Origin of the sequence: uncultured Tateyamaria sp. (genome assembly GCF_947504105.1) — a bacterium.
Classification (GTDB): domain Bacteria; phylum Pseudomonadota; class Alphaproteobacteria; order Rhodobacterales; family Rhodobacteraceae; genus Tateyamaria.
Genome location: NZ_CANNGP010000013.1, coordinates 67,257 through 88,160, shown reverse-complemented (window position 1 = coordinate 88,160; position 20,904 = coordinate 67,257). Strand labels below are relative to the sequence as shown.

The 20,904-nt window shown below is 59.4% G+C and carries 19 protein-coding genes and 1 tRNA gene; 9 read left to right on the top strand and 11 right to left on the bottom strand.

Annotated features, from left to right (window positions below):
• Positions 1 to 29: 29 nt before the first annotated feature.
• Positions 30 to 590 carry a helix-turn-helix transcriptional regulator gene (locus Q1A75_RS10555; RefSeq protein ID WP_299550891.1) on the bottom strand — a complete coding sequence of 187 codons (561 nt, stop codon included), beginning with the start codon at positions 588 to 590 and terminating at the stop codon, positions 30 to 32.
• 215 nt (positions 591 to 805) lie between these two features.
• On the opposite strand from Q1A75_RS10555, the gene Q1A75_RS10550 reads away from it, so the two are divergent.
• Together Q1A75_RS10550 and Q1A75_RS10545 are read left to right on the top strand one after the other, a co-directional pair.
• Entirely contained in the window at positions 806 to 1,027 is a 222-nt protein-coding gene (locus Q1A75_RS10550; RefSeq protein ID WP_299550865.1) for a hypothetical protein, read from the top strand.
• A 340-nt stretch (positions 1,028 to 1,367) separates the two neighbouring features.
• The gene (locus Q1A75_RS10545) at positions 1,368 to 2,384 is read left to right on the top strand and encodes a tyrosine-type recombinase/integrase (RefSeq protein ID WP_299550863.1); all 1,017 of its coding nucleotides are present in this window, start codon (positions 1,368 to 1,370) and stop codon (positions 2,382 to 2,384) included.
• An 8-nt stretch (positions 2,385 to 2,392) separates the two neighbouring features.
• Here the strand turns inward: Q1A75_RS10545 and Q1A75_RS10540 are convergent.
• Positions 2,393 to 2,469, bottom strand: a tRNA-Arg gene (locus Q1A75_RS10540).
• A gap of 126 nt (positions 2,470 to 2,595) precedes the next feature.
• Here Q1A75_RS10540 and Q1A75_RS10535 point away from each other — a divergent pair.
• The 5 genes from Q1A75_RS10535 to Q1A75_RS10515 are packed head-to-tail and all read left to right on the top strand — an operon-like array spanning position 2,596 to position 7,416.
• Positions 2,596 to 3,630, top strand: coding sequence for a LacI family DNA-binding transcriptional regulator (locus Q1A75_RS10535; protein WP_299550861.1), 1,035 nt, complete (start codon positions 2,596 to 2,598; stop codon positions 3,628 to 3,630).
• Entirely contained in the window at positions 3,627 to 4,835 is a 1,209-nt protein-coding gene (locus Q1A75_RS10530) for a crosslink repair DNA glycosylase YcaQ family protein (protein WP_299550859.1), read from the top strand. Before Q1A75_RS10535 ends, Q1A75_RS10530 begins: the two co-directional genes overlap by 4 nt.
• 37 nt (positions 4,836 to 4,872) lie before the next feature.
• Positions 4,873 to 5,622 carry a carboxyltransferase domain-containing protein gene (locus Q1A75_RS10525; protein ID WP_299550857.1) on the top strand — a complete coding sequence of 250 codons (750 nt, stop codon included), beginning with the start codon at positions 4,873 to 4,875 and terminating at the stop codon, positions 5,620 to 5,622.
• Positions 5,622 to 6,644 carry an urea amidolyase gene (locus tag Q1A75_RS10520; RefSeq protein WP_366142199.1) on the top strand — a complete coding sequence of 341 codons (1,023 nt, stop codon included), beginning with the start codon at positions 5,622 to 5,624 and terminating at the stop codon, positions 6,642 to 6,644. Before Q1A75_RS10525 ends, Q1A75_RS10520 begins: the two co-directional genes overlap by 1 nt.
• A 4-nt stretch (positions 6,645 to 6,648) precedes the next feature.
• A complete protein-coding gene (locus Q1A75_RS10515; RefSeq protein ID WP_299550853.1) occupies positions 6,649 to 7,416 on the top strand; it encodes a 5-oxoprolinase subunit PxpA in 768 nt (255 codons plus the stop codon).
• A gap of 232 nt (positions 7,417 to 7,648) precedes the next feature.
• On the opposite strand, the gene Q1A75_RS10510 is transcribed toward Q1A75_RS10515, so the two are convergent.
• The 7 genes from Q1A75_RS10510 to Q1A75_RS10480 form a co-directional block, all read right to left on the bottom strand.
• On the bottom strand, positions 7,649 to 9,622 hold the full coding sequence (locus Q1A75_RS10510; RefSeq protein ID WP_299550851.1) for a thiamine pyrophosphate-dependent enzyme: 1,974 nt from the start codon (positions 9,620 to 9,622) through the stop codon (positions 7,649 to 7,651).
• Between the two features lie 184 nt (positions 9,623 to 9,806).
• Positions 9,807 to 11,096: a nucleotide sugar dehydrogenase gene (locus tag Q1A75_RS10505; protein ID WP_299550849.1), complete on the bottom strand. Its 1,290-nt coding sequence runs from the start codon at positions 11,094 to 11,096 to the stop codon at positions 9,807 to 9,809.
• A gap of 128 nt (positions 11,097 to 11,224) precedes the next feature.
• Positions 11,225 to 12,232: a Gfo/Idh/MocA family oxidoreductase gene (locus Q1A75_RS10500; protein ID WP_299592282.1), complete on the bottom strand. Its 1,008-nt coding sequence runs from the start codon at positions 12,230 to 12,232 to the stop codon at positions 11,225 to 11,227.
• The gene (gene uxuA / locus Q1A75_RS10495; RefSeq protein ID WP_299550886.1) at positions 12,229 to 13,422 is read right to left on the bottom strand and encodes a mannonate dehydratase; all 1,194 of its coding nucleotides are present in this window, start codon (positions 13,420 to 13,422) and stop codon (positions 12,229 to 12,231) included. The genes Q1A75_RS10500 and uxuA overlap by 4 nt, the downstream gene beginning before the upstream one ends.
• A complete protein-coding gene (locus Q1A75_RS10490) occupies positions 13,419 to 14,462 on the bottom strand; it encodes a Gfo/Idh/MocA family oxidoreductase (protein WP_299550845.1) in 1,044 nt (347 codons plus the stop codon). Before Q1A75_RS10490 ends, uxuA begins: the two co-directional genes overlap by 4 nt.
• Positions 14,459 to 15,466, bottom strand: a complete 1,008-nt coding sequence (locus tag Q1A75_RS10485) for a Gfo/Idh/MocA family oxidoreductase (RefSeq protein WP_299550843.1) — start codon at positions 15,464 to 15,466, stop codon at positions 14,459 to 14,461. The genes Q1A75_RS10490 and Q1A75_RS10485 overlap by 4 nt, the downstream gene beginning before the upstream one ends.
• A complete protein-coding gene (locus tag Q1A75_RS10480) occupies positions 15,463 to 16,500 on the bottom strand; it encodes a Gfo/Idh/MocA family oxidoreductase (RefSeq protein ID WP_299550841.1) in 1,038 nt (345 codons plus the stop codon). Before Q1A75_RS10480 ends, Q1A75_RS10485 begins: the two co-directional genes overlap by 4 nt.
• Positions 16,501 to 16,590: 90 nt before the next feature.
• On the opposite strand from Q1A75_RS10480, the gene uxaC reads away from it, so the two are divergent.
• Both uxaC and Q1A75_RS10470 read left to right on the top strand, forming a co-directional pair.
• A complete protein-coding gene (gene uxaC / locus Q1A75_RS10475; RefSeq protein ID WP_299550840.1) occupies positions 16,591 to 17,946 on the top strand; it encodes a glucuronate isomerase in 1,356 nt (451 codons plus the stop codon).
• A 3-nt stretch (positions 17,947 to 17,949) separates the two neighbouring features.
• Positions 17,950 to 19,137 (top strand): mannitol dehydrogenase family protein, encoded by a 1,188-nt coding sequence (locus tag Q1A75_RS10470; protein ID WP_299550838.1) that lies wholly within the window; start codon positions 17,950 to 17,952, stop codon positions 19,135 to 19,137.
• Here the strand turns inward: Q1A75_RS10470 and Q1A75_RS10465 are convergent.
• Positions 19,134 to 20,012: a sugar kinase gene (locus tag Q1A75_RS10465; RefSeq protein ID WP_299550836.1), complete on the bottom strand. Its 879-nt coding sequence runs from the start codon at positions 20,010 to 20,012 to the stop codon at positions 19,134 to 19,136. The genes Q1A75_RS10470 and Q1A75_RS10465 overlap by 4 nt on opposite strands.
• The gene (locus Q1A75_RS10460; RefSeq protein ID WP_299550834.1) at positions 20,009 to 20,902 is read right to left on the bottom strand and encodes a DMT family transporter; all 894 of its coding nucleotides are present in this window, start codon (positions 20,900 to 20,902) and stop codon (positions 20,009 to 20,011) included. Before Q1A75_RS10460 ends, Q1A75_RS10465 begins: the two co-directional genes overlap by 4 nt.
• Between the last annotated feature and the right edge of the window lie 2 nt (positions 20,903 to 20,904).

Below are 20,904 nucleotides of genomic sequence, written 5' to 3'. Positions count from 1 at the left end.
TTACCCGGGTCTGAAGCAGGCAACCGGCGCTACTTATCTTTCTCGTCCTCTGGAAAATCCTCATCCACCATCCGTTGCCATTCAGCCATGTCACGCTCCCATCCGTCGTGGTCATCGCCGTAGTCTTCGTGAAACGGGGGGGCGGGGAGATCCTCGGGGTGAAATTTGTAGCGGGTCACGATTTTTACAAAGTCACGGATAATGTCTGGATGCATTCGCGGAAAGCTATCGAGATCATCAAGAGCGTGAAGTCGGATGACCTTGTAACGGTCTTCCAACGACATATCGGGGTATTTCACGGCTAGGAATTTTAGAACCACTATGGCTTCGTCAATCACCACTCGCGCAGCCTTACCGCTGCGCGGCGCGGGACGGCCTAAGATGATCTCGTTCAGATCGCCACCGGTCAGGATTGCCAAGTGAGCGATGGCCGGTGTGGGCACGGCCCGGTGCCCTTCTTCATAGGCATAGTAAGTTCGCGGAGTCACTTCCAAAATTTCAGCCATCTGCTGTTTTGTGAAGCCTAGCCGAACTCGGTAATTGCGAAGATTGTCGTGTATTGTACCCTCAGGCGCGAATCGTCTGTGCATTTCCTCTCGGGCCATACGCTCATTCTCTTCTAGTTTGACCTGTAACGTATCTTCCGAAGTTGTCGTGTTTGGGAGCAGTTTTCCAAGCCGTGACATCGCCTCTCCTTTGCAAACCGGAACGAAAGTTCCGAACTTCCCGCCTATTAACAGAACATGGTGACATATGCACATTTCTGTCGGATATTTGCAAGAACTTGCAGAAGAACGAGGGTTTGATGTCGGAGTTGCTCAAAGAAGGACAAACACCGGAAGCGTGGAGCGTGCAATTGCGCGCGCATGGCGTCCATGTCCCCCCGCGCTTGATCCGCACCAAAGCGCGTGCAACGGGCCAGTTTTATCAACTCGGGCGGTTAATGCTGCTGACGCCAGCACAGATGGAACGGCTGATCGAAAACGCTTCTGACGTAGAAGAAACACCCGAACGGAGTCTGAGATGATAAAGGGGCCGCGGATTCCAGTCGATTGGGGCGCAGCCCTGCGCCGCGCTGATGCAGCTCGATATTGCGGTCATTCGCCAGGGCATTTCGACAAACTTGTGAGAAGCGGAATCTACCCACCCGGACGGAACGCAGATGGCGTCGCTGTGTGGCTACGGTGGGAGTTGGATTCCGCGCTTGCCGACTTGCCTACCATTGGGGGACAAATGTGGAGCGAAGAAAACAGTTGTGACGAGGCGTTTGGTTGCTGACAAGGATGAAACATCTCAACCCATCCGGGCGGTTCTCAAGCGGCAATGTTCGCTACTATTACCGCCCCAAAGGGCAAAAGGGCATTCGTATGCCCGACCTTCCCCCGGACCACCCTGACTTCCTTGCGGCCTATGCAGAGGCTGCGGGTAGCATCAAACCTGCGCGGGCAAGAGCGGGCTCCGGCAGCCTTGCTTTGGCAGTTGAGGGATACCTGAAATCGGATGTTTTTCTCGTGGGTCTTGCTGAAGGCACGCGAGCCGTCAGACGGCGTATGTTGGATGAAATCCGCGAACGATACGGGCATGGTCGGGTAATCGACCTTCGGACCAAGCATATCGAAGCTGACCTGAGCCGGTTCACGGGACACGCACGAAACAACCACCTGAAAGCTTGGCGGGGCTTTGGGAAATGGCTCGCTGAAACATACAAGATCGTCGATCCGACCACGGACGCCAAGAAAGCGCACGTCGCGCAGTCAGAGGGTCATCCACCGTGGTCAGAAGACGAGATCGAGGCCTTCCGCGCGCACTGGCCGGTCGACACGCCGGAACGCCTGGCATTCGAGTTGATCTTTTGGACCGGCGCGCGCATTTCGGATGCAGTTCGATTGGGACACGGAAACGTGGATCGGGGCGGATGGATCGTGTTTCGCCAGCAGAAAACCGGCGGCGAAGTCGCAATCCCCTTTGATCGCTCGCTTCCAGATTTCGCACAAGGGATGGAAGGGGATATCGCCTATCTTCATGCGGCACTGGACGCCCGGAAAGACAAGCACATGACATGGATGACGACCGCGCACGGGAAATCCCGGAGCGTGAAGGCCGCAGGCCAATGGTTTGCCGCCAAAGCTAGAGCTGCGGGCATCTATGACCGTTCGGCGCATGGTTTGCGGAAAAGTCGGGCGCGAGCGCTCGCCGAAGCCGAAGGAACTTCGGCTCAGATTTCCGCCTGGACAGGGCATGAAAGCCTCTCAGAGGTCGAAAGATACATCCGCAACTTTAACAAACGAAAGGTGCTCAGCAGCACGAAAAACGAACAAAAAGTTCCAACTCATCCGACCGAAGTTCCAAATCTGCAAAAGAATACAGGAGAATCAAATGCTTAGAAAGGTGTTGGCGACCCCGGCAGGATTCGAACCTGCAACCTGCCCCTTAGGAGGGGGCTGCTCTATCCAGTTGAGCCACGGGGCCGTTCCTGACCCAAGTACTGTTTCGAACATGCCTTGTCACCCACTTCAACAGGGTTTGGGTTGTTCAAATGCTTGAATCTTACGCAGTTTTGACGGTAACTCTGAGGAAGCATAGAAAGGACTGTCTTTGACTGATCGCCCTGCCCGCCCGCTGACGCTGCGCGACGTATCCGCTGCATCTGGCGTGTCTGAAATGACTGTCAGCCGCGTATTACGCAACAGGGGCGATGTGTCTGAAGCGACACGAAAAAAAGTGCTCGAGGCGGCCAAGACACTTGGCTACGTACCCAACCAGATTGCAGGATCGCTGGCCTCGCAGCACGTCAACCTTGTGGCCGTCATCGTTCCATCGCTGAGCAACATGGTGTTCCCCGAGGTTTTGACCGGCATCAATCAAGTGCTTGAGGACACGCCACTACAGCCTGTCTTTGGTGTAACCGACTACATGCGCGACAAGGAAGAACGCGTACTGTATGAAATGCTGTCCTGGCGCCCCTCGGGTGTTATCATTGCCGGGCTGGAACACTCCGACGCGGCACAGGCTATGCTCAGCAACGCCGGTATACCAGTGGTCGAGATAATGGACACTGATGGCAATCCGGTCGACAACATGGTCGGCATCTCGCACCGGCAAGCGGGTCTGGACATCGCAAAAGCCATTCTGAAACAGGGCTATTCCCGGATCGGCTTCATGGGCACGTCCATGCCCCGTGACCACCGCGCGCGCAAACGGTTCGAAGGGCTGACCGAAGGCCTTGCGAAGGCTGGTATCGAGATCGAGGCGCGCGATTTCTACGAGGGCGGCTCTGCCTTGGCCAAAGGCCGCGAGATGACCAAGACCATGCTGGATGCGAACCCAGACCTGGATTTTCTTTATTACTCCAATGACATGATTGGGGCGGGCGGGTTGCTCTACTTGTTGGACGAAGGGATCGATGTGCCCGGGCAGATTGGTTTGGCGGGCTTCAACGGCGTTGAGTTGTTGCAAGGTCTACCGCGCCAATTGGCAACCACGGACGCCTGCCGTCTTGAGATCGGGCGCGCCGCTGCCGAGATCATTCGTGATCGAAATGCGGAAGGCACCGATCCCGCCCCGAAACACATCACGCTGACACCAACCATTTCCTACGGCGACACGCTGCGCCGCGCCTTGCGGACGTGACAGCGTTCACACTGACCAACACTCAGGCAAGGCGCGTCTTTCTAGATCGTCATGCGCTGTCAGACACGCCTGGCGGACCAGCGCATGGGACCGCCCTGCTTGATCTGATCACCCGCCTTGGCTTTGTCCAGCTCGACAGCATCAACACTGTCGCACGTGCCCATGACCTGATCCTTTTCTCGCGCAGGCCCAGGTACCGCCCAAAGAACCTCAAAAGCCTGTACGAGCGCGATCGGAGTCTGTTCGAACACTGGACACATGATGCTGCGGTCATTCCGACATCCTTTTATCCTTACTGGCATCTACGCCGCGAACGGGATGCGGAACGCCTACGCGAACGATGGAGCGAATGGCGCCGAGGGGGATTCGAAGCGAAGTTCCAACCGGTGCTTGACCGCATCCGCGATCACGGCCCCTGCTGTTCGGGCGATGTGGGGGACGATGAGAAACGTGGATCTGGCGGCTGGTGGGATTGGCACCCATCCAAGACGGCCCTCGAATACCTGTGGCGCAGCGGAGCTCTGCAAGTCGTCAAACGCGAAGGGTTTCAGAAGTACTACGACCTGACCGAACGGGTGCTTGACACGCGCATGATCGGGAATGCCCCGGACATCGAAGAGACTATCGACTGGTGTTGCCGCGAGGCTTTAGATCGCCTTGGCTTTGCCACTCATGGGGAATTGGCCGCATTCTGGGATCACATCAGCCCGGCCGAGGCCAAGGTATGGTGCACATCAGCGCTCGCATCGGGGCGCATCATTCAGGTGAACGTGACGGGCATAGACGGGTCGATGCGACCGGCCTACGCTTGGCCAACACTGCCCGACGACCCCGCTTTGAAACACAATCCGACATCCCGACTGCGTGTCCTGAGCCCGTTTGATCCCGCCCTGCGTGATCGCAGACGGGCCGAGCGCCTGTTCGGTTTCACCTACCGGATTGAAATCTTTGTGCCAGAGCCGAAGCGCACCTACGGCTACTATGTCTTTCCACTGATGGAAGGCGACAGGATCGTGGGTCGTGTCGATATGAAGGCCCATCGTGCCGATGATGCATTGCGTGTGCGGGCGCTCTGGCCGGAACGCAGGATACGCTGGGGCAAGGGGCGGCGAGCTGCGTTCGGGTCAGAGTTGGACCGTATCGCCAGACTGGCTGGCGTCAGCCATATCGCCTTTGACGATGGCTGGCTGCGCACCGCTCTTTAGCATTGCGTCCCGGGTCCAAGCCTCTAACCTACGCTCCATGAATACCCTCACCACATATACCCCCAAAGTCCGCTCAGTCGGATTGGACGGGGTGCTTGTTACCTTTGGCGACACGGCGACAGATGCGGCCAACCGCGCGGCCATCGCGTTCCGCAGTGCAGTGGATGCCCGAGGCTGGACAGAAGTATCCGAAAGCAGCAGCACGTTGGTGTCGGCCTTCTTTCGCATCGACCTGGCTGAACACCGGTTCGAAGTACTTTTGGACCGGTTGAAGACTGTACTTGCCACGCAGGATTGGTTCGCGGCCCCATTGCCAGATGGACGCGCCCTGTGGACAATTCCCGCAGTGTTTGGTGGCGATCGCGCCCCACAATTTGCGGAAGCGGCAGAGGCAGCAGGCCGAACCGAGGCTGACGCACTACGCGACCTCACCTCTACCCGACTGCGCGTGCTGACGCTGGGATTTGCGCCAGGCCAACCATATCTAGGCACTCTGGACGAGGCTTGGAACATACCGCGACAGCTTGAGCTGACACCGAATGTGCCTGCCGGGGCACTGGTGGCCGCCGTCCGGCAGGTGTGCTTGTTCGCCAAGGATACCCCCACCGGCTGGCGGCATGTCGGTCAGACGGCGTTCAGCTGTTTCCGTCCCTGCGGGGATACGCCATTTCCCTTGGCGCCCGGAGACGAGATTCAGTTTGCAGACATCTCAGCAGCAGAACTTGCCCGTATTGAAGACACGGTGACCGATGGGTCAGGCGGCGCCATCCGAACGGAGCTGGCATGATGGCTGCGCTTTACGTCCACCAAGTGGGGCCCGGGGTCGCCGTGCAGGATCTGGGCCGCTCTGGCTTTCTTGCGAAAGGGCTGACCCGTGGAGGTGCAGCAGACAGGCTGGCCGTGTACGAAGGCGCGGCACTGCTACGCCAAAGCCCTGATTTTGCCGTTCTGGAAATGGTGGGCGTGGGCGGCACGTTCGAGGCCGCCGAGGATATGCGCATTGCCCTGACAGGGGCGGAGATGACGGCGCAGATCAATGGCTCAACTGCTGCATGGAACGCCAGTCACACCCTTGCGAAATCAAGTGTCCTTACCATCGGGCCAACCCGCGCAGGAACCTATGGGTACCTGCACGTGGGCGGCGGTTTTGCGACGGAACAGATGTTGGGATCGCGTGCCACGCACCAGTCCTGCGGTCTGGGCGAACTGGTCACTGCCGGCGATGTTCTACCCATCCAGTCGGATCGGGGCGGTGATGTCGGCCTAGCCCTTCCCCGGGACTCCCGCTTTGACGGTGGTAGCATCCGTATCGTTCCCAGCATGCAAACAAATGACTTTGCCGACGAAACGCGAAACAGGTTCGAAGTGACGACCTTTCGACGTGATCCAAGAGCGAACCGGCAGGGCATTCGCATGGACAGCGATGGTGAAGGATTTTCGACCCCCAAAGCGCTCGGTATTGTCAGTGAGGTCATCGTACCGGGGGACATTCAGATCACCGGTGACGGCACGCCATTTGTCCTGATGGCGGAAAGTCAGACGACCGGTGGCTATCCCCGTATAGGGACCGTTCTACCCTGCGACATGCCGCGGGTGGCGCAGGCCCCTGCCGGGGCCACCCTACAATTCCAGTTTGTGGGCCTTGAAGACGGGGCTGCGATCGAAGCGCGCGCGCACGCGGCGTGGGCAGCACTACCTAAGGCAGTGACCCCACTGGTGCGGGACCCGGCAACATTGCAAGATTTGTTGAGTTATCAGTTGATTGGCGGCGCGGTATCCGCCACCGATGCCCCATTGGACGAAGGATAATACCATGGAAGTCGACCTGAACGCCGATATGGGCGAGAGCTTTGGCCCTTGGAACATGGGAGATGACGCGGCCCTTTTGAACACTGTCACATCGGCTAATATTGCTTGCGGGGCGCATGCGGGTGACCCGGATGTGATGGCGACGACCATGAGCATTGCGCTTGAACAGGGCGTCGGCATCGGGTCGCATCCCGGCTTTGCTGACATTCAGGGGTTTGGACGGCGACGTATTGATATGCCTTTGAAATCGCTTCAGAATTCTATCCGATGTCAGGTGGGTGCGACGCTGGGAATGGCAAACGCGCTGGGGGCGCAAGTGCGTCACATCAAGCTGCACGGTGCGTTGGGCAACATGACATCCGAGGATGAGGACATGGCCCGCGCCTGCTATGAGGCCGCGCTGTCCGCACATCCCGACGCCATCATCATGGTGCTGGCCGCTACAGCCCAAGAGCGTGCGGCACGGTCAATCGGGGCGACATTCGCCTGCGAGATATTTGCCGACCGCGCCTATAATGACGACGCCACACTGGTGGACCGCCGCAAGCCTGGCGCCATCATCCATGATGCTGAAATCGCAGGCAAAAGGATGGTCGAGATGGTGAAGGCGCAGGCCATCATCACCGACAGCGGCAAGCGAATCGAGACGCCCATCGACACCATTTGCTGCCATGGGGACACGCCCGAGGCTGTGGAAATCGCCGCCTCTGTGCGCCGGACGCTGGAGGCGGAAGGGATCATCGTGAAGGCCTTTGACGGACGAACCGGATAGCGTACGCGCAACATCTGTGCACCGTTTGTCGCCGCAAAGCCGCAGACGCGCATTGACACCATAAGAAAAAAGGGGATGGGCGATGCACCGGGTGTACACCGCCGCAGCGCAGAAATGGCGAAACCGGACAGGTTAACGCAGCGCGCGGTCCAGTTGATGAACAGATCGTTAAGCGCGAACGGTGGGTACCTCCGCCTGCCCCGTAAGGCGCACCCGTGGTGCGCCCCGCCCGTTAGACCAGCTCGGCATCTGTCATGATCTCGACCAAAGCCGGACCATCAACATCCAGTGCCTTTTGCAGGGCCGCTTCGATGGCATCGGACGACACGACCTTTTCCCCATGCGCCCCGCAAATCTTGGCAAAAGCCGCAAAAGACGGGTTGTGCAGGGATGTTTCCCACACCGGCCATTCACCGGACTTCTGTTCCTTGGTGATCTTGCCCAGCTCGCCATTGTGCAGCAGCACGTGGGTGATATCCATCCCGTACTTGACCGCTGTCGTCAGCTCCATTGCGTATTGACCGAACCCGCCGTCGCCCGAAATCGAGATGATCTTGCGTCCCTTGAGCCACTCGAAGTCCTGCGTTGCCGCCCACGCACCCATGGCTGCGGGAAAGCCAAAACCAATGGAACCAAGGTAGCCGGACATCAGTACGCGCTGCCCCTTGGTTTCGAAGTAGCGCCCAAAGGAGTACGTGTTGTTGCCCACATCCACGGCGATGATCGCATCAGCTGGCGCCACGCGCGACAATGCGTCGAATATGGCGAAGGCATGGATGCCCTTGGCTGTTTCCTCCCCCATACGGTTACGTTTTTCCTTGCGCCAAATATCCCAGCGTTCAGCGAGTTCCGTCACCTGATCAGCCGCGTCAGCAGGACGTACCAGATGCGGAGCAACGACCGCACAGAATTCACCAATCTCGGACCAGATGGGCAGATCGACCGGGTGGAACTTGCCAAGCTGCATGCGTTCGAAATCAACCTGGATGATGGGTTTCGAAGGTTCGATCCCCGTGTGGTTGGAGAAGGAGGTTCCGAGGGTCAGGATTAGGTCCGCTTCGTTCATAAACCACGACGCAATTGGAGTGCCGGACCGACCGAGAACGCCCGCAGCATTGGGGTGGCTGTCGGACAGCAGGCCCTTGCCTTTGAATGTTGTCAGCACCGGGGCACCAAGGGTTTCGGCCAGCTTGGCGATCGCCTCCATATGGTCCCACGCACCGTGACCGATCACAAAGATCGGGCGTTTGGCCGCGTTCAGCAGGTTCAGCGCATCGGCAACATCTGCATCCGATGGCTTGACGACTGCGCGACCCATGCGCCCGTCGGGCTTGGATGCGGGCGCGTCGGACGGGTTGGTCTGCATGTCATCGGGGAAGATCAGATGGGCCACGTCCCGCTCGACCAGTGCATTCTTCATCGCCAGCGACACCAGTTCGGCGTGTTTTGAGGTGCTCAGCACTGTCTGGCTGAACCTGCTAACCGCATCAAAGGCCGAGGACAGGTCGATGTCCTGAAACGCGCCGGGGCCAAAGACCTGGGTCTGCACCTGACCCGTCAGTGCCAGCACGGGCGCGCGATCAACCTTAGCGTCCCACAGGCCTGTCAGCAGGTTCGTGGCACCCGGCCCGGCGATGGTAAGACACCCTGCGGGATGACCCGTCAACTTGCCATAGGCGGATGCGGCGAACGCGGCGGACCCTTCGTGGCGGATGCCCACATACTTCATCTCGCCCGCTTCGACCCGCATGCGGATTGCATCGGCCAGCCCGAGGTTTGAATGGCCCACCATGCCAAAGACGTGTTTCAGGCCCCAGTTGACCATGCTTTCCGCCATCTGATCGCTGACCGTGCGTACATGCGGCGGTTCTGGTTCGAGGCCCACAAATATCTCATCCCCCTCGATCTTGAGCCGGTAGAGTTTTTGTCCGGTGTCCTCGTGCCCGCCAGGAGGGGCACCGGTGAGCGGATCAAAGTCCCACCCGTGCCATGGGCAGCGGATCCAGCATTTGCCACCCTCTCCACGCTCGATCGATCCTTCACCCAGCGGTCCGCGCTGATGCGGACAGTGATTGTCCATGGCCGCCCACTGCCCGTCGAAATGGGAAAGGCAGATGGAGACGGTGCGCGCAGTCACGGTTTTGACCCGCCCTTCGGGCAAGTCAGATGTCTGTCCCACACGGATCCAATCAAGCGTTTCAGTCATGCTATCCCTCCAGTCGGCGTGATCAGGTCGATCCACCGTCGTATGTTTGGACAAGCTGACACAGAAACGTCTTTTGATCACATCACATTTTTCCCCGCCCCCTGGTTAGAGGCTGCGGACGACCAATGTGGCGATTTATGCGGGAAAACGCACTGCTAAGATGGGTCATTGCAGCGCTGGCAAGCTAGAGCCGCAGGTCGCTGTCGGCTGCATCGAACGCCGCCTTCATATCGAACAGGACACCCTTTTCCGTCAAAAGCGCGCGCAAAGGTGCCGGGCCTTTTGCGACCAGATCGTCATGCGGCACGGCCAGGATGACCGCGTCATAGCCTGCCTGCGCCGGCAGTTCAGTGAGCAGATCAAGGCTGTGCGCTTCGCTGACCTCGCCCGGGTCGGCCCATTGGTCATGGATATCGGCTTCAAGCCCGTAGCTTTCCAATTCACCCAGCATGTCGACAACCTTGGTGTTGCGGATATCTGCGCAGTTTTGCTTGAACGTGATCCCAAGGATCAGAACGCGACCTCCATGAACGCGCGCTTCGCGCTTGATCATTGCCTTGACCAAAAGGGAAACCGCATGTTGCGCCATGCCATCGTTGATCTCGCGCGCCATGCGGATGATGTCGGGGATGTGTCCAGCCGAAATCGATTTGTCGATCAGGTAATAGGGATCAACACCGATACAATGCCCCCCAACCAGCCCGGGCGTGTAGCGGTTGAAATTCCACTTGGTGGCAGCAGCGTCCAGCACAGCGGAGGTGTCGATGCCAAGGTGCGAAAAGATGATCGAAAGCTCATTGATCAGGGCGATATTCACGTCACGTTGCGTGTTTTCGATGACCTTGGCCGCTTCTGCGACGCGGATGGACGGGGCAAGGTGGGTGCCAGCCGTGATGATGGAGCCATAGAGCGCGTCAATCGCCTGCCCGGCTTCGGGGGTTGAGCCGGAGGTAACTTTGGTGATTTTGGGCAACGGGCGATCCTTGTCGCCGGGGTTGATCCGCTCTGGACTGTAGCCCGCGTGGAAGTCGGTGTTGAGGCGCAGGCCGGACACCTCCTCGACCAATGGCAGGCAGTCTTCCTCGGTCGCGCCGGGATAGACGGTGCTTTCGAAAATGACGATGTCGCCGCGCTTGATCACCTCCCCAACCGTGCGGGAGGCCGCAAGCAGCGGGGCAAGGTTGGGTTGGCGATGGCTGTCGATTGGGGTCGGGACGGCAACGATATAGACGTTGCACTCCGCGATGTCGGACAGGGTGGTCGTGTAGGTCAGGTGCGTTGCCTCATGCAGGTCATCCACTTCACCAGTGCTGTCCGTGCCTGCCTGCAATCCCGCGACACGCTCGGCGTTCAGATCAAACCCAATGGTGGGGCGTTGCTTGCCTAGTTCCACCGCGAGGGGCAGGCCGACATAGCCCAATCCAATTACGGCCACGCGCATCTGGTCGAGGGTTGGCAGGAGAGCTTGGGTCATGGTCTGCGCCTTTGTCTTGCGGCCCCCTGCCTAGCGGGCCGGGCGGTACAGCGCAATATAGGCGCGTTGAATGCAACCAAAGCGCCAGGTCGTGCACAGTGCGGTGAGTGGAGCGGCTTGGAGATGTCCTAACCGACAGCGACCAGTTGCCCGGATCCGGCGGCTGATTTGATCGCTTCGATCACCTGAACAGCGCGCAGGCCATCGGCCCCGCTGACAAGCGGCAGGGCATTGCCTTCGATAACTTGCGCAAAATGCTCAATCTGATCCTTCAGCGGGTCTGAGAGGGGCAGTGGCACCCGCGTCTGATCCATGGGCGCCCACCAGTCCGGGCCGTCCTTTTGCGTCCACAGGCTGAGGTTGGGCAAGGACAGCGAGCCCTTCGTTCCCCCGATGAGATAACTGGACTGATCCGTTTTGGGATAGGCAGGGTTTTCACCTGCCGTTAGCTCCCAGCTCCATGGCCCAAGGGCAACGTCGGACAGGTTGACGGTGCCCAGCGCGCCGCTGGCAAAGCGCAGGGTGGCGACGGTCACTTCCTCCGCTTTTGCCCCGCGCACCGCATTGCTTTCCATCGCCTGCACATGGGTGATTGGATCGCAGAGGTACATCAACAGGTCAATGTCGTGGATCAGGTTGATGAACAACGGCCCTGCCCCGGCCCCCTGCCGCCATGACTGGGCGTAGTAGCTGTCGGGCTTGGGCAGCCAGCAGGTGCCCTGTACCGTCGTCACTTTGCCCAGCGTTCCATCGGCGATGAGCTGGTGCGCTTTGGCGACCAGCGGATTGTGCCGTCTATGATGCCCTACAAGGATGGGCACATCTGCCTTTTCTGCGGCAGCGACCACTTCGACCCCTTCGGCGGTCGTGGCCGCGAGCGGTTTTTCGATCAGGATCGGGCAGTGCACACCGATCAGCGACAGGGCCATCGAAGCGTGAAGGTGGTTGGGCACCGCAAGAATGACACCATCAGATTGCGCGGCCAGATCCAAAAGGCTGTCGGTACACGCCCACGGCACGTGTTCTTTCAACGCCGGATCGAAGACGGCAGAGACCGTGACACCTTGCGCGCGTTCGATTGCGTCCAAATGCTGACGGCCGATCAGACCGACACCTGCAACACCAATGCGCATCATGCCTGACCTGCCGCGACTGCTGCCATGATACCCCGCAGCTCGGCCAGCCCACGCATCCGTCCAACCAGAGGATAGCCGGGCAGGCTGTCACGATCCCGGTCCATGAGCAATTGCTGACCGTGGTCCGGGCGCATGGGGATGGCATGGTCGCTGCGCCCTTCGGAGCGGCGGCGTGCTTCTTCCGCCATGAGCGCTGAAACGGTTCCAACCATGTCGGTGTCCCCCTCAAGATGTGCCGCTTCGAAGAAACCGGGGCGGTCCGGGTCCGGGGATGGCAGGCGCTTGGTATTGCGCAGATGTGCGAAGTGGATGCGCGGGCCGAGGCGGCGCACGAAGTCAAGCGCGTCGAAGGCTTCGGCGACGCCCAGTGACCCGGTGCACAGCGTCACGCCGTTTGCCTCAAAATTCACTGCATTCAACACGATCTCATAGTCATCGGTCGAAGACATGACCCGAGGCAGGCCTAGAAGTGAAAAGGGCGGGTCGTCCGGGTGACAGCACAGACGTAGGCCAAGGTGATCCGCCAGCGGGGCAACCTCGGACAGAAAGTCGATCAGGTGGCCGCGCATTTTCTCCGCGTCTATGGCGTCATATGTCGAAAGCCGTTGCTGTACGTCATCCAGAGTCCAACCGTCATTCGCACCGGGTAGCCCGGCAATCACTGTACGGCTGAGCCGCGCCTTGTCTGCGTCATCCATTCGGGCAAAGGCTTCGGTCGCGCTGGCCCGAACAACGTCCGAATAGTCATCCAAAGCACCCGGGCGCTTGAGAATGAAGAGGTCAAAGGCTGCGAAATCTGCCAGATCGAACAGCATGGCCGTGCCGCCATGAGGTTGCGCGGCATGGGTTTTAGTACGTGTCCAATCGAGGATTGGCATGAAGTTGTAGCAGATGGTGCGGATCCCTGCTTGCGCTAGAGCGGTCATGTTGGCCTTGTACGCGTCCAGATGCGCAGCGATGTCGGCGCTTCGTGTCTTGATCGCTTCGGACACCGGCAGGCTTTCCACCACTTCCCATGTGAGGCCGGCAGCCTCAATCATCGCTTTGCGGTCTTGGATCGCTTGCGCGGGCCATTCCTGACCGGGTGCGAACTGGTGCAGCGCGGTGACCACGCCGGTGGCCCCGACCTGCGGAAGGTCGGACAATTGCGTGGGATCATCGGGCCCAAACCAACGCCAGCATTCGATCATGGCTGCCACCCCCCGCGCATTGGATGATCCGCGTTTAGCGGCAAAGCAATCCGCGTCCCCTCACGATGCGCAGCATAGATCGCCGTCACCAACTCGATTGAGGCTGCCCCCTCGGTCAGAGTGACGGCAGCGTTCGGCGTGTTGTTCAAAGCCTTGCCCACCTCTGTCAGGAACCCGGCAAATCCGGGCATGTTGTGCGATGCCGTTTTGCATACCGCGTCCACTTCGTTCTGCCGTTCAGGATCCCGCGCTCTGAACTGCCAGACGCCCTCTGCAGGAGCATACGGAATCGTATGCGATGTCGCGGTCAGATGTTCATAAACCAGCCGCAGGCGGGTTTCGTCCGATGCCGCACCGAGGGTAATGCTGCTGGTCGCCAAAGCGCCGCCTTCCAACTCAAAGATCAGGGCGGCTGTGTCCTCCGTCTCGATCGGGTTGACGAGCGTACCAAGGCGGGCAGTCACCCCAACGATGGGCGCCATAAACGTACCCAGCAGATCATGGGCGTGGATCGCGTGACCCAGCACCGCGCCGCCCTGCTCACCAGCCCAGGTGCCGCGCCATTGGATCGCGTAGTACTCAGCGTCGCGGTTCCAATGTGTTTCCAGCGAAGCTGCGCGTGGCGCGCCCGCGAGACCTGCCGCTTGCAGGGCGCGCAGTTGGTCAAACGCGGGACCAAAACGGTACTGAAACACAGGGAACACCGACTTGCCCGATGCGGTTGCCGCAGATGAAATGGCGTTGACCTGCTCTAACGATGTGGCCAGTGGTTTTTCGCAGATGACGTGCTTGCCCGCCTCAAGAGCGCCAATCGCAACAGGGGCATGCAGGTGCGGAGGAAGGCAAATATCAATCACATCCACGTCCGCAAACAACGCATTTTCGATAGAAGCAAGAGGGGTAATCCGATCGCCGCAGAGGGCCGCACAGCGTTCGGCATCCTGATCAACCAGATGCGTCACAACGAACTCTTCAAGCTGATCATAGGCTTCAAGATGCTGTGCGCCGATCCCACCGCCCAGAATTGCCACTCTGATCATTTGACCGACCCTTCCGCCATCGCCTGCGCCTGCAGTGCAAGCTCCATCACCTTGAAGCAATGCGCCTGCGTCATCGCGGTTTCGGTCCGGTGTGCGATGTCATGGGCAAGGCGTTCGAAATACGGCAATCCCGCGTCACGCGCATCTATCGTCTCGCACCGATCACCATTGACCAGAACAAGGTAATCCGTGCCTTCGCGCCCGTTTACATCAACGTATTTGCGCAGCTCAATGTACCCTTCAGTACCCAGCAGGGTCAGGCGCCCATCGCCCCAGGTGGGCAGCGCATCCGGCGTGTACCAATCGACGCGGATATAGCCTGATGCGTGATCCGACCGCAGCGCGACCTCTCCAAAATCCTGCAAACCGGGATCATCCGGATTGGCGTGGTTGGCCACATGCGCCATGGTCACCTGCGCCTGATCCGAGCCTGTGAAATGCAGGAACTGGTCAATCTGGTGCGAGGCGATGTCTGACAGTACGCCACCATATCTTTCGCGCTGAAAGAACCAGTCGGGGCGGGTGGGGCGGTTCAGGCGATGCGGCCCAAGACCAGTTGTATGGACCACGCGCCCGATCGCCCCGTCTTGCACCAATTGATCGGCCAGGGTGACGCATGGCACCTCAAACCGCTCCGAGAAGTTGATGGACCAGATGCGCCCGGTTTCAGCCACGCAGGCTTTGATTGCGTTGAGTTGTTCCAGGGATGTGCAGCCGGGTTTGTCCGACATCACATCGTGACCAGTGCGCATCGCCTGAATGGCGACGTCGGCACGGTCACCAGGGATATTCGACACCAGCGCAAGGTCAGCCCCAGCCACCAGTGCCGCCTCCAACGTGTCGAACCGATGCAAATCAGGGAACCGCTTTGCATACCCGGCCAACGGTTGTGGATTCCCTTCGGTCCAAAAGCCAAGGCATCGGGCGCCGACAGCCTGCATGTTTTCCGTCATGCCGTAGATATGGCGGTGGTCCAGCCCGAGGGCGACAAAGGTGAGTGTCATTGTGTCACTTCAATCATGGTGGATGTGCGAGCCGCGCGTTCCATCGCGTCGATCACAGCGTGGACATGCAGGGCTTCGGCGGGTGGTACAAGGGGTGCGCGTTTCTCTGCAACAGAGGCGACGAAATCCTCAAGCAATGCCTGATGCCATGCGTGGGTAAAGGCCATCGGATCAGCCCCCCCTCCGGTATCAGCGTCACCGTCGGGGGCAATCGTTTCCGTCTGACCTGAAAGCCAATCGATGCGCAGGCTGTCACCTTCCAGATGCGCGTGTGCTTTCTTGGTGGTGAGTGTGATGCTTTCCGCGCCACCGGGATACGCGGTTGTGGTGGCATTCAGGACACCAGACGCACCCGAATGGAATATGAGCAGGGCGGCGGCGATATCCTCGGCCTCCATCTTGTGCAGCGGGCTGGTCCGCATCATGGCCTGCAATCGCGCCACCGGACCGGCAAGCCACAATGCCAGATCAAGTGTATGTATGGCTTGGTTGATCATCACACCACCGCCGTCACGCGCATATGTCCCGCGCCCCGGCGCATCGTAATACGACTGATCGCGCCACCAAGGAACGCGCATATCCACGTGAACGATATCGCCAATTTCGCCCGTATCAATGCGCTGTTTGAGCGTTTGTCCTGCTGCCCGGGTTCGGTGCTGAAAGCACATGCCCAGAGGCACGTCCGCCTGCGTATACAGGTCGATCACTTCGCGCGCAGTGGCCAGCGTGCGCTCAACCGGTTTTTCCATAAGAGTCGGGACACGCGCCTGCACCAATGCGCGGGCATACTCCACCCGGGCATCCGGTGGCGTGATCACGATAGCCATGTCCGGTTTTGCCGCCAAGGCAGCTTTCACATCGGAGTATGGGGCCACCCTGCATCCCAGAAGCTGTGAAGCCTCTGCGCAAAACGCAGCAGTGCGTTTTGCATCCCGCCCCAGAACGCCTGTCAATCGCGCGCCTGCGTGGTTATCGCGCAGGGCCAGAATGTGGGTCTGGGCGACCATTCCAGCCCCAATCATCAAGACGTTCATTACTGTCCTCCCAATCCACAGAGTGGCGGCATTTTGCACATGCGCCAAGGGGCATTCGTGCTAGTCTGCAGAAAAAGGAAAGGGGCAGGCATGGCGCTCGAACTGACTGGCAAAGCGGCCGAGATTTATGACGGGATTCGGCACGCACCTATCGTTTCACCGCATGGCCATTGCGATCCCGCGTGGTTCGCCGAAAACCAGCCCTTTGCCGATCCTGCCGAGTTGCTGGTCATACCGGATCACTACGTATTTCGGATGCTGTATTCGCAGGGCGTTCCGCTTGAAAAGCTAGGGGTTGGCGTAAGTGCCGAGGACCGCAATCCACGTCAAGTCTTTCGACTGTTTGCGGCACATTGGCACCTATTTCTCGGTACCCCCAGCCAGCTGTGGATCGAATACGTGTTGCGTGAGACGCTAAGCTGCGCCCTGCCTTTGGGGGTCGATACGGCAGATGCAATCTATGACCATATCGAAGCGTGGCTCGCAGATCCGGCCAATCGTCCGCGCGCCCTGTTTGATCGGTTCGGGATCGAGGTTCTGGCCACCACGGATGCGGCGCTTGATCCGCTTTCGCACCATAAAGAAATTGCAAACAGCGAGTGGGACGGGCGCATGGTACCGACATTCCGGCCCGATGCGCTTCTTAACCCGCGTGCACACGGTTGGGCGTCAGGTATCGCATCGCTGGGTGCGATCACAAATCAGGATACATCCTCATATTATGGCTTCGTGGCGGCTCTGCGCCAACGCCGCGCCATGTTCAAGTCTTTGGGCGCCACAGCGACAGATCACGCCATAGAAGTTCCGCAGACTGTTTGGCTGGACAACCCCGCAGACACCTATGGCGCGCTTATCTCGGGGGACATGTCAAAGGCAGATGCCTTCCACGGGCACATGCTGATCGAAATGGCGCAGATGTCGCTGGATGATGGGCTTGTCATGCAGCTGCATGCAGGCAGTCGGCGCAACACCAACCACGCACTGTTCGACAGCTTCGGACCAGACAAGGGGACTGACATCCCCGTTGCCGTGGACTGGGTACGCGGTCTGGAACCCCTGCTCAATCGCGTGGGCAATGACCCGCGGTTGACCCTTATCCTATTCACACTGGACGAAACGTCCTATGCCCGCGAACTGGCACCGATGGCCGGGCACTGGCCCTGCCTGCGCATCGGTCCGCCGTGGTGGTTTCATGACAGCGCTGCTGGCATCGCCCGCTATCTGGATCAGGTGGTTGAGACGGCAGGCTACTACAACCTTGCAGGTTTCAATGATGATACCCGGGCTTTCCTGTCGATCCCCGCGCGGCATGATCTTTGGCGGCGGGCGGTTTCGCGGCATTTGGCGGCGCAGATTGAGCGGGGGTATTTCGACATCAAGACCGCAGATCACATGGCGCGCCTGCTGGCGACTGATCTTGCGCGCAGCACGTACAAATTGGACTGACCGATGCCAGGTATTCTTCATTTGGGCGTCGGCAATTTCTTCCGCGCCCACGCCGCCGCTTACACGCAGGACACGCCGGGCTGGCAGATCACCGGTGTCAGCTTTCGATCAGCAACCATCCGGGACGGGCTGGCGGCGCAGGATTACGACTACAGCCTTGTGATAAAGGATGCAGGCGGTATGTCGATCAAACCGATCACTTGCATCTCTGACATGCTGGTCGCGTCGGAGAACCCAGCTGCCGTTATTGATGTTATCGCCTCAGATCAGTTTGCTGTCATCACACTGACCGTGACGGAAAAGGCGTATCATTTGACTGCGGATGGACGTCTTGATTTGACGTCTGAGGATGTTCAGGCCGATTTGCAAGACAAGGCTACAACCGTGGTCGGCACATTGACCCGCAGCCTGGCGCAACGCAGGTCACCCGTCACCGTTCTGTGTTGTGACAACCTGCCAGACAATGGATCAAAACTGGAGCGCGCCGTTCGAGACTTCGCCATAGCAGCACAGCTGAGCCTGCCGGATGCCATCACGTTCCCGTCCTGTATGGTGGATCGCATCACCCCGGCTACGACCGACGCCATCCGAGTCGAGGCTGATGATCCGATGGCTGTCCCGACCGAAGCCTTCACCGAGTGGGTCATCGAAGACAGGTTTGCAGCCACAAGACCCGATTGGCCGGGCGTGCAATGGGTCGATAACGTTGCCCCACACGAGATGCGCAAGCTGCGGATGTTGAACGGTGCGCATTCGTTCCTCGCCTATGCGGGGGTCCTACGCGGGCACACTTATGTACACGAGGCGATTGCGGATGCCGAGTTGCGCCGCACCACGCAAGCCCTGATGCGCGAAGCGGCGGAAACACTGCCCGGTAGCCTTCGGCAGCAAGCAGGTGCCTATGCCAAGGCGTTGATTAAGCGGTTCGAGAACCCCAACCTGCATCACCGGTTGCGGCAGATTGCAATGGATGGCAGCCAGAAATTGCCCATCCGAGTTCTGTCAACTTTGGCAGACCGGGGCGTATCGCCGAGCCCGGCACTTCAAGCCGCTCTGGATGCTTGGGTGGCCTTTGTTCAGGCCGAGGTCGCGACCAATCGTTCACTTGACGACCCACGAGCGGACGACCTTGTTGTCGCCTGCCAGTCGTCAAAACCCGACGCCGCGCTCCGCGCCGTGATCGGGGCCTAGCGGGGCAGGATTGCACCCCGATGTGCAATAACGCGCGACGCCAGATCGTGCCCCGCACGCAACGCGTCATTTTGCGGGGCCCCGGTCAGAGCAGCCGCCAAATACGCGCCGTTGAAACTGTCACCTGCTGCTGTCGTGTCCACCACTTTGGATGCAACGGGGTAGGTGCCGGACGTACCGGTCTCAAGGCAAAGCGGGCCAATCTCTCCACGCTTCAAAGCGCCTGAGCGGCCGAGAGCGAGAAATCGTGCCGCAACCGCGTCGGCAGTTTCACCTGTAAGATCCATCTCGTCATCAATCGACGGCAACGCGATGTCGCAAAGTTCCCACATCGCCGCAACCACCTGGCGCGCTGTATCCTGATCCTCCCACAGCCGTGGCCGGTAGTTGCTGTCAAAAACCACGCGTCCGCCAGCCTGCCGAAAACCGTGCAGCCAATTGATCAATGCAGCGCGTGTCGCAGCAGGCATGATCGCCAAGGTGATCGCTGACGTGTAAATCACGTCGTAGGCTTCAAGAACGGAAAAGTCCGGACCTTCAGGCGTAACAAAAACCATCCGCGCGGCAGAACTATCGCGCCAGTAGGTAAAGCTACGCTCGCCCTTGGCATCAGTCGTGATGGCGTAGAGGCCAGGCGTCCCGTCTGGATCACGCTCAACCGCGTGGGTGCCGATAACTTCGACCTCTATCGCTGCAACGATCCGGTCCGAAAAGGCATCCGTTCCAAGGCGCGTCACATAGTCGACCTGCAAGTCAGGCGCACTGCGTTTGAGGTAGATGGCCGTGTTCAGCGTATCACCAGCTACGCGCACTGCCGCCTCTGCGTCGTCCATCGACAGCTCGATCATCGCCTCGCCTATGGCCGCAATTTTCATACAGTGTCCTTTCGTGCCGTGCGCCGCCAAATTATCAAGCCCGAGACAACAATGATTGACGCTCCAATCAGGGTCCAACCGTCCGGCACATCACCGAAGACGAGGTAACTTGCAACCGCTAGATACAGCAGGAAGCTGTAGGTGTATGGCATCAACGTATTGGCCGGCGCATAGGCGTGCGCGCGCGAGAAAATCTCGTGCCCCGCCCAACCCCAGACACCCAGCCCGATCATCAAAACCCACTGCAACCATGTATCGGGTGTGGTCCATACCATCCAGGCCAGCGGCGCCAGCGTCGCAGCGCCAAAAGCCCCCATCCAGAACTGCATCGTCTCGGCCGCGACAACGCCCGAAATCCTGCGGGTGATGATCGAATACAAGGCCAGCGAAAACGCGTTGTAGACGTTCAGGATCGCAATGGCATGGAAGGTTGCGTCGAAGGGGCGGATCACCACCAACACACCCGCAAACCCAAGTACAATAGCAAACCATCGCCACGGCCCCACACGCTCTCCCAACAGCGGCCAACTCAGCAGACACACGATGATGGGGGCGGAAAACATGATCGATCCCACCACCGTCAACGGCAGATAGTTCAGGGTGATGAAATTGAACAACGTGGCCGACGCCAGCAGTAACCCGCGCAGAAGTACAAGCCCCATATGCGCGGATTGAAAGCTGGACCATCGCACGCCTTTGCGCAGCAAGAGCGCGGTCGAAATCAGGAAGTGCGGAAAATACCTCATGAACGCCAACTGGAACGCAGGCAATCCTGCCAGCAACAGCCACTTCACCGTCGTATCGATAAGGGTGAAGAAGGCGTAGGCCCCAAGCGTCATGGCGATGCCAAGCGCGGCGCGGTCCTCGGTTGGATGTGCGGCGATGGCCACCT

Coding starts and splice junctions, on each gene's coding strand:
- Q1A75_RS10555 (WP_299550891.1), bottom strand. CDS start 590: ATGCACAGACGATTCGCGCCTGAGGGTACAATACACGACAATCTTCGC.
- Q1A75_RS10465 (WP_299550836.1), bottom strand. CDS start 20,012: ATGAAAATTGCGGCCATAGGCGAGGCGATGATCGAGCTGTCGATGGAC.
- Q1A75_RS10485 (WP_299550843.1), bottom strand. CDS start 15,466: ATGACACTCACCTTTGTCGCCCTCGGGCTGGACCACCGCCATATCTAC.
- Q1A75_RS10470 (WP_299550838.1), top strand. CDS start 17,950: ATGCCAGGTATTCTTCATTTGGGCGTCGGCAATTTCTTCCGCGCCCAC.
- Q1A75_RS10500 (WP_299592282.1), bottom strand. CDS start 12,232: ATGATGCGCATTGGTGTTGCAGGTGTCGGTCTGATCGGCCGTCAGCAT.
- uxaC (WP_299550840.1), top strand. CDS start 16,591: ATGGCGCTCGAACTGACTGGCAAAGCGGCCGAGATTTATGACGGGATT.
- uxuA (WP_299550886.1), bottom strand. CDS start 13,422: ATGATCGAATGCTGGCGTTGGTTTGGGCCCGATGATCCCACGCAATTG.
- Q1A75_RS10515 (WP_299550853.1), top strand. CDS start 6,649: ATGGAAGTCGACCTGAACGCCGATATGGGCGAGAGCTTTGGCCCTTGG.
- Q1A75_RS10525 (WP_299550857.1), top strand. CDS start 4,873: ATGAATACCCTCACCACATATACCCCCAAAGTCCGCTCAGTCGGATTG.
- Q1A75_RS10490 (WP_299550845.1), bottom strand. CDS start 14,462: ATGATCAGAGTGGCAATTCTGGGCGGTGGGATCGGCGCACAGCATCTT.
- Q1A75_RS10545 (WP_299550863.1), top strand. CDS start 1,368: ATGCCCGACCTTCCCCCGGACCACCCTGACTTCCTTGCGGCCTATGCA.
- Q1A75_RS10550 (WP_299550865.1), top strand. CDS start 806: ATGTCGGAGTTGCTCAAAGAAGGACAAACACCGGAAGCGTGGAGCGTG.
- Q1A75_RS10520 (WP_366142199.1), top strand. CDS start 5,622: ATGGCTGCGCTTTACGTCCACCAAGTGGGGCCCGGGGTCGCCGTGCAG.
- Q1A75_RS10480 (WP_299550841.1), bottom strand. CDS start 16,500: ATGAACGTCTTGATGATTGGGGCTGGAATGGTCGCCCAGACCCACATT.
- Q1A75_RS10505 (WP_299550849.1), bottom strand. CDS start 11,096: ATGACCCAAGCTCTCCTGCCAACCCTCGACCAGATGCGCGTGGCCGTA.
- Q1A75_RS10510 (WP_299550851.1), bottom strand. CDS start 9,622: ATGACTGAAACGCTTGATTGGATCCGTGTGGGACAGACATCTGACTTG.